Genomic DNA, 13,856 nt, shown 5'->3' on the forward strand with positions numbered 1-13,856 from the left:
TGGAAATCGGTTGTGGACTAGAGCTATTCGGCGGCTCGGACCTGATCCTTGACCGCGGTGACTATCGGTGGTGCTGTCCGCCAGTTGGGGACGCCGTGCTCTTCACCCGCAACCGCCCCACCGTCGTCACGTACCTCGGCCCAGTGCGCGTGGTTCATCTGGTGAAGTGAGAAGCACGCCTGCAGCGAGTTGTAGAAACCCATGTTGTCGACCGTCTGGTTTACGGACTCCTTGACCAGCAGGGCGGCCACGGTCGGGACCGAGGCGATCCGGCGGGCCATGTCCAGGGTGCGCTCTGGGAGTTCTTCGCGCCGGAAAACTTTGCTCACCATGCCGAGCCGGTGCGCTTCATGGATGTCGATGGCATCACCGGTGAGCATGAGCTCCTTGGTCTTGCGAGGACCGAATTCCCAGGGGTGGCCGAAGTACTCCATACCGCACATACCGAGGCGGGTCCCGACGACATCAGCGAATCGGACCTCTTCGCTGCCGACGATGAGATCGCAAGCCCACATCAACATCAGGCCAGCCGAAAACACATCGCCGTGCACTTGCGCGATGGTGATCTTGCGCAGATTGCGCCATCGCAGAGTGTTCTGGAAGAAGTAATGCCACTCCTGAAGCATTCGACTCTCGGTCCCCGCCCGAGTACCACCGTTGACGGTCATGGTGGGGTGCTGCCCCGGCCCGGGTGAGTACTCAGCCATTGCCTGTTTGGAGCCGATGTCGTGCCCGGATGAGAACATCGGCCCCTCACCGGCCAGGATGACGACCCGAACGGTGTCGTCAGCTTCGGCCTGCAGGAATGCCTCGTTGAGTTCCACGAGCATGCCTCGACTTTGCGCATTGCGCTGTTCGGGTCGGTTCAGCGAGATGCGCACGATGCGCCCCTCGTCGAGGACCTCGTACTTGACGAATTCGAAATCAGACATGTGGGGGCTCCGTGAGTCAGCGGTGGACGGTGGTCGCGTCAGAGTTGCGGAGGTACGGCCACAGTCTTGGTCTGCGTGAAGATCTCCAGACCTTCGATTCCACACTGGCGTCCGACGCCGGAGTGCTTGTATCCACCGAACGGGGCGTCAGCCCCGTACCAGATAGCGCCGTTGAGACCCAATGTTCCGGTTCGGATCCGGCTGGCCACCTCGCGTGCCCTGTTGATATCGCCGGAGGTGATCTGCCCGGACAGGCCGTAGGGCGAGTCATTGGCAATCCGGACCGCATCGTCGTCGTCCTCGAACGGGATGACGACCAGGACGGGCCCGAAGATCTCTTCTTGCGCAATCGTCATCTTGTTGTCCACATCGATGAACAGGGTCGGTTCGACGAAGAACCCCTTGGGCAGGTGCGCGGGAATCCCACCGCCGACAACCAATTTGGCGCCTTCTGCCTTGCCCTTCTCGATGTAGCCGAGCACCCTGTCCCGCTGACGCTTGGACACCTGCGGCCCTTGCAAGTTCGACGGATCGTTGGGGTCGCCGTAACCGACGTTCTTCATCCCCTCGGTGACGATGTCAACCGCTTCCTGATAACGCGATCGCGGCACCAGCAGGCGCGTGGAAATTGCACAGCCTTGGCCGGCGTGAGTACACACGGCCGCCGCCGTGCCGACCGCGGACGGAAAGTCGGCGTCGTCAAGAATGATGTTGGCCGATTTGCCCCCGAGCTCGAGGAACGTCGACTTCAACGTAGTCGATGCGGCCGCCATGATTCTCATTCCGGTGGCCGTGGATCCGGTGAAAGCAACCATGTCCACATCGGGAGATGTGGACAGGACCTCGCCAACGGAGTGATCGGATGACGTGACGATATTGACGACACCCGGCGGGATGTCGGTGTGTTCGGCGATCAGCCGGCTCAACCGCGTGGCGTTGTACGGGGTATCCGGGGCGGGCTTGATCACGCAGGTGTTGCCCATGGCCAGCAGCGGTCCGAGCTTGTTCAAGGTGATCTCGACCGGGAAGTTCCACGGGACGATCACGCCAACAACGCCGACCGGTTCCTTCCAGACCTCCCGCTCGGCGATCATGCCCCAGCCGAATGGATCCTTCTGGCCCAGCGACCGCGTCCACGGGAAGGTGTCGATCTGTTCGGCAGGCCATTTGATCGCTTCGTTGATCGGCGCGTCCAATTGGGGGCCATGGGTCAGCAGCACCGGACATCCGACCTCGGCGATCAGCTCTGCACGGAAATCCTCGCGCTCGGCCTCCAAAGCCTTCTGTAGTTGCAGGAGGCTGTGCTTGCGGCCTTCGCGATCACGGCCCCAATCTGTGTTGTCAAACGCCCGTCGGGCCGCGGCCACCGCGCGTTCCGCATCGCTACGGGAGCCGTCGGCGACATTACCCAGCACTTCTTCCGTGGTCGGGTTGATGTTCTGAAAGGTCTTGCCATCTTGGGCGTCGACCAGCTGTCCGTCGATGAGCATTCGGTGTTCGTGCATGAATTCTCCTGTGTTAGAAGCGGTGTCCGGCGCCGCGAGTGGGATGGCAAGGCATTGCTGGGTATTGGCGGTCCGGTATGAGACTGGCCGCACTACACGCGGCCGCCGTCGGCCTAGAAGCCCCTTCGAGCGCTGGCCCGAGTCTGATCACGAATGAGAACATGTCTTCTCGAGTATATAGAACGTCCATATCCCATCTATCCTCGGCACCGCCACGGCGGCGCGACCCACTACCGGCGGGTCGACGAAGAGTTCCAACACTGCCGGACGGCACGTGATTTCGCTCATGCTGACACGGCCCGGCGGAGGAAGTCCTCGGTGATGGAGGTGACGGCACTGGAGAGCATGACGCCGACGTGGCCACCGTCGTGCCAGTGCAGCGTGCCCTTCCATTTCTCGTGCAAGAGTTCTGCTGGGTGCCGCAGCGCCATCCGGTCATGCCACGCTCCGACGATCATTCGATCGTCCTGCGGTGCGCCGGGTACCACGGCCAACGGATCGACGACGGACATGAGAGCCGACACAGCATCGGATTGCATGACCTTGGCAATTTCGGCGCCCGCATCACCCCAGCGCTGATGATGCTGGGCGATCATCTGGTTGAGCCCGAGAATGGGCACGTACAGTGCGACCGCGTCCACTTGAGGCTCGAGGTACGAAACGAACGCGGCGACCGCCGAGCCCAACGACAGCCCGGCGACGGTGATGCTCGTCGCCTGCGGCTGGACCCACCGGACTACCGCGCGTACCTCCGAAATCGTGCGCATCATGCCGGCAACGTTGTTGATCGGATCGATGGCCGGGTAGGCCGGCCAAGCCCGACGACGGACGCCCTGGCCGGGTTGGATCGGCAGGGCGACGTTCAAGCCCAGTCTGCTGAAGAATCGGTATGCCCGGGATGCGACGATATCGGCGGGCCCGCCCATTCCTGTTCCGTGGACCCATATGAGCCATGGCCGCGGACCGTCGGGGTGACGGATCAGATGCACAACACCGTCAGCGGGCCCCCCGCAACCTTCGGCCTCGAGCACCGGGGGCAGGTCCGGACGGTGACGGTAGATCATCCGTTCGTAGCGCACGCGCCCGAGACGGTGCGAAGTAATTGCCATGGGGCACAGGGCGGCAGGATCGACGTGGGCGCGGTCGATACCGAGCGAGACAAGTTCGGCGGCGACCCTGTCGTAGTCGTGTGCCGGGCGCTGCAGCCCACCCATCGGACCCGTCAACGTCATTCCCGCGAGAGCCATTTCGTCGGTCGCGACCTCGCATAAACGGCGTATACCACTGACCCGCAGGGGGTCCCAACCTGGGCTGGCGCGAACCTCGGCCACCGAGCGCGGCACAACCATGCCGACGTCACGGATCGCCTGGCGCAACGGGATCACGTCGATGGTGCCGAATCGATGTCGAAGCCGGCATATCCGTCGGCCGCGGCTGCGTCACAGCGTCGACGGTATTCGGGTATCCCGGCGATGTAACCCATGTACATCTTCTTCTTGCCGGCCACGTTGCCCCCGTTGTACCAGGAGTTGCAGGAGGGATGGGTGAACAGCGATCCCTTCACCATCGAGGTGGTGTGCTCCATCCACTCCTGCTGGGCCTGTCCCGTCGCCTCGATGGTGCGATGGCCCCGGTCCCGAAGGTGGGCCAGGCAATCGGTCATCCACTCGACATTGGCCTCCATCACGGCTATGTAATTGCTCGACGGAGCGGGGCTGCCGGGGGCCTGGACGACGAACAGGTTGGGGAAGCCAGCCACCGCCAATCCCAAGTAGGAGCCGGCGCCGTCGCTGTTCCAACGATCACGCAGCGACTGCCCCAAACGCCCGCGGATGTCCATCTTGGTCAGCGCACCGGTCATGGCGTCGAAGCCCGTGGCGTAAATGATCACATCGAGGTCATAGGTACCCTGCTCGGTTTCGATGCCGGTGGGGATCACCCGTTTGAGCGCCCCCTTGCGCAGGTCGACCAACGTGACGTTGTCACGGTTGTACGTTTCGTAGTAGCCCTGGTCGATGATCGGCCGTTTGCAACCGAACGCGTGACTGGGCACCAGCGCCGCGGCAGTGTCGGGATCCGTTACGATTCTGGCGATAGCCTGACCGTAGAGCTTCCGCGCAAGGTCATTCGCTTCCATATCGGTGAAGACGTCACTCCAGTTCAGTGCCCCTTTGACACCTTCTTCCTCAACCGCGCGCCGACGCTCTTCTTCGGATGCGGCCAGGAGGCGCGGGCGCTCCATCATGCCGAGCATGAACGAGAAGGCGGTCAACCTGGCTGCGCCGACGAAGTGCTCTCGCTGGGCCGCCCTGATCTCCGGGTAGCGCGCTTTCATCTCGTCAAGTTCGCCGTCGTCCAAGCTGCGGACCTCCCAGGGCAACGTGTAGGCCGGCGAACGCTGGAACACGGTGAGATGGGCCGCCTCCCGGGCGACGACGGGTATTGCCTGTACACCTGTCGATCCGGTGCCGATGATGCCGACCCGCTTACCCGCAAGGGAGACGTTCTCGCGCGGCCAGCGGTTGGTGAACAGCGACTCTCCGCCGAATGACTCCATACCTTCGATGGTCGGTTCTAGAGGCACGGACAAGATCCCCGAAGCCGCGATCACGAAGCGAGCGGTGAAAGTCTCCCCGCCCTCGGTGCGGATCGTCCACGTCGCGTCGGCGTCATTCCACTGCATGGCCACCACATGGGTGGTGAATTTGATGTCGCGGCGAAGGTCGAGCCGGTCGGCGACGAAGTTGAGATACGCCTCGATCTCGGGCTGAGCGGGCATGTTCTCCGTCCACACCCACTCCTGCTGGATCTCCTCGGAGAAGCTGTAGGAGTATTCAATGCTTTCGATATCGCATCGCGCACCCGGATAGCGGTTGAACAGCCACGTGCCGCCGACCGAGTCAGCCTTCTCGAGGCTCACCGCACGAAAGCCCATCTCACGGCATCGATGCAGTGCGTAGAGGCCAGCGAATCCGGCTCCGATCACGACGACATCGAAGTCAGTCGCGCCCGAACTCTGGTTCACATTCCCGACGGCCGTATCGGCGCTAACCACGGTGGCTCCTTCTCCTATGAATCCCATGCGCGATCCATTGCCACGCATGCCATGGCATCCTACGCAAATGCTCGATATCGTCTAGAGAGAATTTACATTCTCATAGCCAGACTTCTCACATGCCTCATCTGACCACCCCCACCGAGACGATCGAGGACCTAGGATGCATCCAGCCCGGCCTGGCCGAACTGCTCCATCCCCGGATTACGGCTGTGGTCAAGAAATGCCAGGGCGGTGTCGAAGTGCCGGATAGCGGCTCGCCCGGCAGTCGCTTGCTCGTCAACCCCCGACATGAGCGTCTGGATCGAACTCGAATGCCCGGCCGTTCGCCGCGGCGAATGGTCGGCGGAGATCCCACCCGGCCAGTGCCGGCGGGCACGTTCCCGAATTACGCTGTCAACCAGCCGATCTCGTACCGACTCGAACCCGCAGGCTTGGACCAGTGGGCGGCGACAACACCTCTCGTTACTCGCTCTATGGCCATCACCGCTGAGACACTGGCTGCCTGGCACTGGCCGATGCGGGGCCGCCACAAGCAAGCAACTCTCCGAAAGGACACCTCAGCGTGACTCTCCACTACTCGTTCGAGCTGCCGACAACAAAGGTCGGGGCTGCCGCGGAGTTCATTACCGCCGCGGCTATCGCTGAGATCGCTACCGCAGCGGAAAGTTGTGGCTATGACGCCGTCCACGTGACCGACCATCCGGCCCCGGACTCGAAGTGGCTTGACCACGGCGGCCACCACGCCCTTGACCCCTTCGTCGCCCTGTCGTTCGCCGCTGCCGCCACCTCGACCATCAAGCTGTTGACGAACATCTACGTGGCCGCCTACCGGAACCCCTTCCTCGGGGCGAAAATGATTCAGAGCCTCGACATGCTCTCCGGCCGCCGATTGATCCTCGGCACGGGGGCGGGGTATCTAAGGCCCGAATACCGTGCTCTTGGAGTCGATTTCGACAGCCGTGGCGCACTGCTGGACGAGGCGCTCGACGTCCTGGCGAAGATCTACACCGGCGAGGACGTCGCCTATGACGGCGCGCACTTCTCGGCCCGCGGCGTTAGGTTCCGCCCCCTTCCGCCAGGAGGATCGCCTCCGCCAGTCTGGATCGGCGGCAACAGCAAGATCGCCGTACGCCGCGCAGTGTCACGACACGAGGGCTGGGCACCGTTCAACACCGTCGGCTACGAGGCCGCATCGCGGACGGCGGGAATCGCAAGTGTCGACGAACTGAAGTCAGCGATCGATTGGGCCCGCGCCTACGGCACGAGCATCGGCCGGACGCAACCGCTGGATATCTGCTTTTCGGCGTCGGTGATGCTGGACGGCAAGTCAACCGACGAGCAGCAGGCAGTGCTGGCCGGACTGGAGGGCGCCGGTGTCACCTGGGTCATTGTCTCCGCGGTCGGCGACGACCGGCACGAGGTGATCGCGAATTTGCGCAACTTCGCAGACCGGTTCGTCACGTCCGCAGCCCGCTGAACCACCCCGCTGCGACTCAGCTGTCGATCAGGCCGAACTTCTCGTAGGCCGACTTCATCTGAGCTTTGGCGACGTCCGGAATCTCGGCGACCTGCGGCGGACGGGTGTACGGGTAGGCGCCCGGCGATAGGCCGAGCAGCGATGTCGCGTACTTGTGACCGGCCGCCCAGTGGGTGAAATAGTCCGGGCGGCCCGGATAGCAGGTCCACCAGGGGCCCCGGTCAACGTCGAACTGGTCGAGGCCGCTGGCTTTGGCGTAGTCCATCGCCTCGACCAGCTTGTCATCCCAGATCAGCTCCCAGTACTCGGTGAGGACGCGACGCTGCGGCGTCTCGAATAGGTACCCGACGGTGCCCAACTGTGCCGGACCAACAATGCCTTCTCGAAGCCAACCGGCCCGGTACACCGAGACGTCGCACTCCCAAATCTGTAGACCCGGCGCCAGATCGTGCAGCACGCGGGACGAGAACGGACGGAAGGCGCCCTCCTTGGACGCGCAGACCGCCGGGATTTCCTCATAGATCCGCGCCGCCTCGCCCGGCGTGAGGACGTACCCGCCCGATGGCGAGTTGAACATACCCAGAGCAATGTCAGTGCGGTCCGCGACATATTTGAAGAAGCGCAGAACGCCCTCCCCCGCATGGACTTCCATCATTGGTGTCTGGATGTAGACGATGTCGGCACCCGAGTCCTGCGCGTGCCGGGTGAGTTCGAGGCAATCCTTGGCGGACAGGGCCGCAGTGCACGCCTGGATCACCACTTCCGGGTTGATCGCTCGGGCCTCCTCGACCGCAACCTCGAGCAGTTGCTTCCGCTCAGCGATCGTCAGGGCCCAGAATTCCCCGCACCCACTGGTGAGCCACAACATCGCGTGCTGGAGGTCGCCGACGCAGTAGCGCACCAGCGCCCGGTAGGCGTCCCAGTCGATGTCGTCGCCATCGACACCGGCGAACGGCGTGATGAGCGAATCGCCAATGCCGCGCAGGCCTTCTCTCGCCCACTCGCGGGCTTCCCTAGCCTTAGCCATGGTCTGGTCCTTTCCGCCGATCCGTAAGCCCAATACGCCGCGTGCCCAACCTGATTGGCGCGAGGCCACTGCTGCGGCCAGTGGACCCGCGTACCGGGTCGACATCAGCCGACCCGACAAACTTAACACTCGAAAAGATCCCTGAGAACGCCGATTTGCGCCGGCCGGCCGATGCGCCTCTATTGTTAGAGACCACACCGCGTTGGGCTCAACCAACGCTACGTGATAATTTGTTCTCGACTTGGAGAATATGCGCTCTCGCATGTGTAACAGGAGGTCTCTGCACTATGACACGGAATATCAGCTACCCGGTCTACGACGCTGACAATCACATGTACGAGACCCGCGACGCCCTCACGAAATACCTCCCCAAGGAGTTCAAGGGCAAGGTCAACTACGTCGAGGTCGACGGCCGCACCAAGATCATGTTCAACAACAAGATCAGCGAGATGATTCCAAACCCGACGTTCTCCCGAGTTGCGCGTCCCGGCAGCGCCGAGGACTACTTCCTGGGGCTCAATCCCGAGGGCAAGTCGTTCCGCGAGTTCGTCGGACAGGCCATGGACGTCATCCCGGCCTATCAGGAGCCAGCGCCGCGGCTGGAGCTCATGAACGAGCAGGGCATCACCGGCGCTGTCATGTACCCGACCCTCGCCAGCCTGGTCGAGGAGCGCACCACCGACGACGTGTATCTCACTCACGCCATCATTCATGCGCTCAACGAGTGGATGCACGAACACTGGACCTTCGACTACGAGGGCCGCATCTTCGCCACTCCGGTGGTGAACCTGTCCATCGTCGAGAAGGCGATCGAGGAACTGCACTGGTGCCTCGAACGCGGCGCCCGCACCTTCCTAGTGCGTCCGGCCGCGGTTCCGGGCATCAACGGCAAATCGAGGTCGCTGGGGCTCCCCGAGTTCGATCCGTTCTGGAGCGAAGTTGTCAAGGCCGGCGTTCCGGTCACCTTCCATGCCTCCGACAGCGGCTACGCGAACCATCTGGCCGCCTGGGAGGGCGGGGATGAGCAACTGCCCTTCGCTATCAGCGGGCTGCGTGAGGTCGTCATCGGCCATCGTGCCATCGAGGACACACTGTCTGCACTGGTCTGCCACGGTGCGCTGTCGCGCTTCCCTGACCTCAAGGTCATCTGCGTGGAGAATGGCTCCAGCTGGGTCAAGGGTCTACTGGCTCAGCTCAAGAAGGCCTACGGCATGATGCCCCAGACGTTCCTGGAGGAGCCGGTAAGCGTCTTCAAGCGTCAGCTCTACATCCACCCGTTCCTGGAGGACGACATCCACGAGATCCTCGACATCATGGGTGAGGACCACGTGCTGTTCGGTTCGGACTTCCCCCATCCCGAGGGCGTCGGCGACCCCGTGACGTTCGCCGATCGGATCGCTGATCTCCCCCCGACCGTCGTCGAGAAGATCATGGGCGGGAATCTGGCCGGCCTCCTCGGCGTCAAGGCAACGGTGTGAGCAACAGTGATGGCGCATCGATAAAGTCGATCTTCATCACGGGCGCGGGCAGCGGCATCGGGCGGGCGGGCGCCGAGTTGTTCCTCCGTAACGGCTGGCGGGTCGGTGCCGTCGACCGCGACGCCGACGGTCTGGCTACGTTGTCCGGAGCCTCGGCTCGCCTGTGGACCGACGAGGTCGACGTCACCGACAAGGCCGCACTCGCGGCGGCACTCGCGACCTTCTGCGAAGGCAATCCCGGCGGTCGCCTGGACATGATGTGGAACAACGCCGGAATCGGCCAGTCAGGCTGGTTCGAGGATGTCCCGTACGACTTGGCGATGAAGGTCGTCGACATCAACTTCCGCGCGGTGCTGGCGGGGGCGGTCGAAGCGTTGCCGTACCTCAAGAAAACGCCCAACAGCCTGATGTTCACCACGTCGTCGTCGGCAGCGACCTACGGCCTGCCGATGTCTGCGGTGTACTCAGCAACTAAGCACGCGGTCAAAGGATTGACCGAAGCGCTGAGCGTCGAGTGGTCGCGCCACGGCATCAGGGTCGCCGACGTGCTTCCCGGATTTATAGACACCGGGATTCTGGTGAACACGCCGAACCACTCGAAGGGCGGGGCGACACTCACCCATAAGGAACTCGAGGACGAGCTCCCCAAGCGAGGCATGATGCGCATCATCCCGCCATCTGAAGTAGCTGATGCGGCATGGTCTGCCTACCACCACCCCAAGCGACTGCATTGGTATGTGCCACAGGGCATTCGGTGGATCGACCGGCTCAAGGGGATCAGCCCAGAGTTCGTTCGCGGTCGCATCAGAAAGGCCATCATGAGCTACGACGTGGCGGGCTCCAAGTAGCGGGTATGAAGCACAGGTCGCTGCCGGGCGAGTGTTGCGCTGCCAATTCCAGGGCACGATAGTGATCCCTTATGCAATCGGGAGCCGTTCAGCCTGGCGATTTTGTTGCCCCGCAGCATCTTCGACGAGATTGGCGGCGTGGACACCAGGCTCACCGGCGGTCAGACGGGGGCGCAACGGTAGTAGTCAGGCGATCTGACCAGCTGATCGCATAGCCGCTATCTCGTCCTCGGTGCGGCCGAGTTCACGTAATACCTCGTCCGTGTGCTGTCCCAGTTGGGCGCAACCTGCCTTGAATTCTGTTGGTGTACAGGAAAACTGCATCGGTGATCGTGGTTGCCGCACCAGACCCGCCTCGGGATGCTCCCACTCGACCAGCGAATTGTTGTGGACGATCTGTTCGTTGAAGGGCACCTCGTCGGGTTCGAGAATAGGGCCGCAGGGCACATCGTTCTCGATCAATCGTGCCAACACGTCGTCTCGGCGGACCTTGGAAAACTCGTCGACGATGATGGCTCCGAGTGCCTCAAAGTTTTCTGAGTTGGCCAGCGCTTCGCTGGAGGAGAATCGCGGATCGTCGCAGAGGTCATTTCGATCGAGTGCGCGCATCACTCCTCTGAGTTGATTGTTGTTGGCGCAGAAATAGATCAGTTTCGCATCGAGGCAATCTGTGAGCTGGTAGATGTCGACGACGCGTAGGCCCGGCGACACACCCTCGCCTAGGTGCGTGTAGTCCATCATGAGGTCAGGCCAGCTCAGGTAGAGAGCGGTGTCGAGCATCGACAGGCTGACGTGTTGCCCTTGTCCGGTCCGCTCCCGGCTGAACAACGCAGCCAAGATCGCCTGGGTCGCCATCTGCGCGGCCCACTTGTCGGCGATGACCATCCGCACCAGATCCGGAATCGGGATGGCTTCACTCTTCTGACGTGCGACGATTCCGACAACGCCCTGAATGACAGGGTCGAGTACCGGACGCTGAGCCCACGGGCCGTCGGATCCGTACCCACTGATCGAACAGTAGATGAGTGATTCGTTACGCTTCGAGCATTCTGCATACCCGAGCCCGAGCCGATCGAGGACTCCAGGCCGCATGTTCTGAACCACTACGTCGGCGCGTTGCGCAAGATCGAGCACGATGTCGCGACCCGCCTCACTGCGGATGTCGACGCTGATGACGCGTTTGCCACGATTGTTGTTGAGATATAGCGCAGCGAGCCCGCCCCGCTGAAATAGCCCGGTCCGCAGAGGATCTGCCGACTCGGTCGGCTCGACCTTGATGACTTCTGCGCCGAGGTCACTCAACATCATCGCCGAGTACGGCCCGGACACGATCTGACTGAGATCGAGTACCCGCACACCGTCGAGCGGACCAGCCATGCCTGGGCCTCCAATACCGTTGAAACGAAAAGCGACGAAATCAGTCGCTTGCCGGAAGTGTCTTGCTTTCTTTGAGGGCCAACAGGGTTGCGCCGACGCTCAATGCCCCTGCGCCACCCTTCGTCACGAGCACCTCCGCACCCGTTTCATCCACGTAGCGCTTACCCATGATGGCTCCACCGGCGAACGCGGGATCTAGGGTCGCTCCGACTCCCGGCTCAGTGCCCACGGGCAACATCGGAGCTCCGCCGCACCTGAGATCTGCGAGGCTCTCCGATGCCTTCACGACGATCACCATGGCATCGCAAACTTGACTGCGCAGACGTGCGCCGTTCCTGATCATCTCAATCCAATCTTTCTGACTTCAAAGGCTTTCCGCGTGAATGGCCCCGGCTCACAGCACCGCGCCGTCATCCTTGAGTTGCTGAATGCGATCCCACTCCAGCCCCGCATCCATCAGGATCTCCTCGGTGTGCTGTCCGTGTTCCGGAGCGCCTGGTGGAACGACGTGTTGTTCGTCGAATTGCACTGGATTGACTGCTAATTTGAAAGGAACGCCGTTCATCGTGGTGGTCTTGGCTACATATCCGTTGGCCACCGTGGTGGGATCGTCGCACACCTCCGCCGGGGTCTGCACCACCCCCCAGGCTCCGGATAGCGGGGCCAGGGCTTCGCGCCACTCGGCAAGCGTCCGCTTGGCGAACGCCTCGTCGATCAACCTGACCAGCTCGACGCGGTTTTCGTAACGTGGCAGTTGTTCGGCGAATCGTTGATCGGTAACAAGTTCGGGCAACCCGATGGCCGTCATCGCCTCGGCGAAGAATTTGTCGAGCTGCAGCATCATCAGGGTGACGTATCGCCCGTCACTGGTGAGGTAGTTGTTCACCAGCGGGTTCGGCGAGTCGGCGTGGGTGTAGGTCACCGGCGGCGCCGCATCGTGCATTCGACTGGTCGCGATGTCAGGGCTGAGGTTCCAGGCGGCCAGCCCGACCAACGAGACGTCGACCACCGAGCCTTCGCCGGTGGTCGCCCGCTTATAGAGAGCCGCGGCGATGCCGCCGGCGATCGTCATCCCGCCGAGCAGGTCGCCGAACGCGGGGCGCTGCCGCACAATTTCCTTGACGCCTTCTGTGGCGGCTGTCAGCATCGCGCCGATCCCACCGCGCGCCCAATAGGACACACCGTCATAGCCGGGTCTGTCGGCATCCGGGCCTTTAGGACCGTGCCCCGAACCGCGTACATAGATGATGTTGGGGTTGACTGCCCGGATGTCATCGACGTCGAAGCCAAGCCGCTTGCGCCGGCTCGGTAGATAGCTGGTCAGGAAGACATCGGCGGTCTTGGCGAGTTCGAGCAGTACCTCGCGCCCGCCGGGTGTGCGCAAGTCGATGCCGATCGACTTCTTGCCCCGGTTGGGAACCTCGATCATGTAGTTGACCTGGTCGGCGCCCGACACAATGCCCGAGGTCACCAGTCCGCGCTGCGGATCGCCGCCTTCGCGAGGCTCGACCTTGATGACCTCGGCTCCCCACTCGGCAAGGACGGCGCCCGCCGCAGGCACGAAGGTCCACGCGGCGACCTCGAGCACGCGGACGCCGCTGAGAACCTTGCTCTCACTGTTATCGGTAATCTTGCGCCTCCATTTCAAGAACCCGTTCGATCGAGAACACCTGTAGCGCGTCCTCAGCCGTCGTCGTGATCGACGATGATCGCGTGCTCGGGGCACGCTTCGGATGCCTCCAGCACGTCGGCCTCCCGATCAGCGGACACGACTTCATCCACCGCCGACGCGTAACCGTCGTCGTCGCTCAGCCTGAATGAGTCAGGAGCAAGCATCGCGCAGAGCATGTGGCCCTGGCATCGCGCGCTGTCGACCCGAACCCTCATCGGAACCCTTCGCGGTCGACACAGCGGGGCCACACGCTCGTTTGCCCCCGATCAGCAGTACGAAGGTACCTGTTCTCTGAACGGAGAATCTTGCCTTTCACCGTGACCACCCCTTCATTCCGACCCGGCTGTCGTCGCTCGCTGGTTAGGCGGGGGTGAGGTGGTACATGGCGGTGTCGTGTTCGGGGATGTCGTCGTAGGCGATTTTGACGGGCATGCCGATGTGGACGTCGTCGGGGTTGGTGTCGGTGAGGGTGGCCAGGACCA

Annotated in this window: 13 protein-coding genes; 3 read left to right on the forward strand and 10 right to left on the reverse strand. The window is 62.7% G+C overall.

Annotation, left to right across the window (positions count from 1 at the left end; genetic code table 11):
• Nucleotides 1-23: 23 nt before the first annotated feature.
• From HPC46_RS28705 to HPC46_RS35625, 5 genes are all read right to left on the reverse strand, one after another.
• Nucleotides 24-932 (reverse strand): enoyl-CoA hydratase, encoded by a 909-nt coding sequence (locus HPC46_RS28705; RefSeq protein ID WP_179475541.1) that lies wholly within the window; start codon nt 930-932, stop codon nt 24-26.
• A gap of 38 nt (nt 933-970) precedes the next feature.
• On the reverse strand, nt 971-2,422 hold the full coding sequence (locus tag HPC46_RS28710; protein WP_218894777.1) for an aldehyde dehydrogenase family protein: 1,452 nt from the start codon (nt 2,420-2,422) through the stop codon (nt 971-973).
• 299 nt (nt 2,423-2,721) lie between these two features.
• Complete coding sequence (locus tag HPC46_RS28715; protein WP_179475552.1) at nt 2,722-3,786, reverse strand: alpha/beta hydrolase family protein; 1,065 nt, start codon at nt 3,784-3,786, stop codon at nt 2,722-2,724.
• A 32-nt stretch (nt 3,787-3,818) separates the two neighbouring features.
• Nucleotides 3,819-5,492: a flavin-containing monooxygenase gene (locus HPC46_RS28720; RefSeq protein ID WP_325096810.1), complete on the reverse strand. Its 1,674-nt coding sequence runs from the start codon at nt 5,490-5,492 to the stop codon at nt 3,819-3,821.
• A gap of 158 nt (nt 5,493-5,650) precedes the next feature.
• The gene (locus HPC46_RS35625; protein ID WP_267910033.1) at nt 5,651-5,785 is read right to left on the reverse strand and encodes a hypothetical protein; all 135 of its coding nucleotides are present in this window, start codon (nt 5,783-5,785) and stop codon (nt 5,651-5,653) included.
• Between the two features lie 272 nt (nt 5,786-6,057).
• Between HPC46_RS35625 and HPC46_RS28725 the strand changes: the two genes are divergently transcribed.
• Nucleotides 6,058-6,972 carry a TIGR03619 family F420-dependent LLM class oxidoreductase gene (locus tag HPC46_RS28725; RefSeq protein WP_179475544.1) on the forward strand — a complete coding sequence of 305 codons (915 nt, stop codon included), beginning with the start codon at nt 6,058-6,060 and terminating at the stop codon, nt 6,970-6,972.
• A gap of 16 nt (nt 6,973-6,988) precedes the next feature.
• Here the strand turns inward: HPC46_RS28725 and HPC46_RS28730 are convergent, their stop codons facing one another.
• Nucleotides 6,989-7,999, reverse strand: a complete 1,011-nt coding sequence (locus HPC46_RS28730) for a dihydrodipicolinate synthase family protein (RefSeq protein ID WP_179475545.1) — start codon at nt 7,997-7,999, stop codon at nt 6,989-6,991.
• Between the two features lie 287 nt (nt 8,000-8,286).
• Here HPC46_RS28730 and HPC46_RS28735 point away from each other — a divergent pair, with 287 nt between their 5' ends.
• Together HPC46_RS28735 and HPC46_RS28740 are read left to right on the forward strand one after the other, a co-directional pair.
• Complete coding sequence (locus tag HPC46_RS28735) at nt 8,287-9,477, forward strand: amidohydrolase family protein (RefSeq protein ID WP_179475546.1); 1,191 nt, start codon at nt 8,287-8,289, stop codon at nt 9,475-9,477.
• A 20-nt stretch (nt 9,478-9,497) separates the two neighbouring features.
• Complete coding sequence (locus tag HPC46_RS28740) at nt 9,498-10,325, forward strand: SDR family oxidoreductase (protein WP_179475553.1); 828 nt, start codon at nt 9,498-9,500, stop codon at nt 10,323-10,325.
• A gap of 186 nt (nt 10,326-10,511) precedes the next feature.
• Here the strand turns inward: HPC46_RS28740 and HPC46_RS28745 are convergent, their stop codons facing one another.
• The 4 genes from HPC46_RS28745 to HPC46_RS28760 are packed head-to-tail and all read right to left on the reverse strand — an operon-like array spanning nt 10,512 to nt 13,589.
• Nucleotides 10,512-11,702, reverse strand: a complete 1,191-nt coding sequence (locus HPC46_RS28745; protein WP_179475547.1) for a CaiB/BaiF CoA transferase family protein — start codon at nt 11,700-11,702, stop codon at nt 10,512-10,514.
• Between the two features lie 40 nt (nt 11,703-11,742).
• Entirely contained in the window at nt 11,743-12,045 is a 303-nt protein-coding gene (locus HPC46_RS28750) for a hypothetical protein (RefSeq protein WP_179475548.1), read from the reverse strand.
• Between the two features lie 51 nt (nt 12,046-12,096).
• Entirely contained in the window at nt 12,097-13,332 is a 1,236-nt protein-coding gene (locus HPC46_RS28755; RefSeq protein WP_325096813.1) for a CaiB/BaiF CoA transferase family protein, read from the reverse strand.
• Between the two features lie 53 nt (nt 13,333-13,385).
• Nucleotides 13,386-13,589 carry a ferredoxin gene (locus HPC46_RS28760; RefSeq protein ID WP_179475550.1) on the reverse strand — a complete coding sequence of 68 codons (204 nt, stop codon included), beginning with the start codon at nt 13,587-13,589 and terminating at the stop codon, nt 13,386-13,388.
• Nucleotides 13,590-13,856: the final 267 nt, after the last annotated feature.

Origin of the sequence: Mycolicibacterium vinylchloridicum, assembly GCF_013404075.1 — a bacterium.
Classification (GTDB): Bacteria; Actinomycetota; Actinomycetes; order Mycobacteriales; family Mycobacteriaceae; genus Mycobacterium; species Mycobacterium vinylchloridicum.

Excerpts from the sequence above, each read along its gene's own strand:
- HPC46_RS28705 (WP_179475541.1), bottom strand. The coding sequence starts at position 932 with ATGTCTGATTTCGAATTCGTCAAGTACGAGGTCCTCGACGAGGGGCGC.
- HPC46_RS28710 (WP_218894777.1), bottom strand. The coding sequence starts at position 2,422 with ATGCTCATCGACGGACAGCTGGTCGACGCCCAAGATGGCAAGACCTTT.
- HPC46_RS28715 (WP_179475552.1), bottom strand. The coding sequence starts at position 3,786 with ATGGTTGTGCCGCGCTCGGTGGCCGAGGTTCGCGCCAGCCCAGGTTGG.
- HPC46_RS35625 (WP_267910033.1), bottom strand. The coding sequence starts at position 5,785 with ATGTCGGGGGTTGACGAGCAAGCGACTGCCGGGCGAGCCGCTATCCGG.
- HPC46_RS28730 (WP_179475545.1), bottom strand. The coding sequence starts at position 7,999 with ATGGCTAAGGCTAGGGAAGCCCGCGAGTGGGCGAGAGAAGGCCTGCGC.
- HPC46_RS28735 (WP_179475546.1), top strand. The coding sequence starts at position 8,287 with ATGACACGGAATATCAGCTACCCGGTCTACGACGCTGACAATCACATG.
- HPC46_RS28745 (WP_179475547.1), bottom strand. The coding sequence starts at position 11,702 with ATGGCTGGTCCGCTCGACGGTGTGCGGGTACTCGATCTCAGTCAGATC.
- HPC46_RS28750 (WP_179475548.1), bottom strand. The coding sequence starts at position 12,045 with ATGATCAGGAACGGCGCACGTCTGCGCAGTCAAGTTTGCGATGCCATG.
- HPC46_RS28760 (WP_179475550.1), bottom strand. The coding sequence starts at position 13,589 with ATGAGGGTTCGGGTCGACAGCGCGCGATGCCAGGGCCACATGCTCTGC.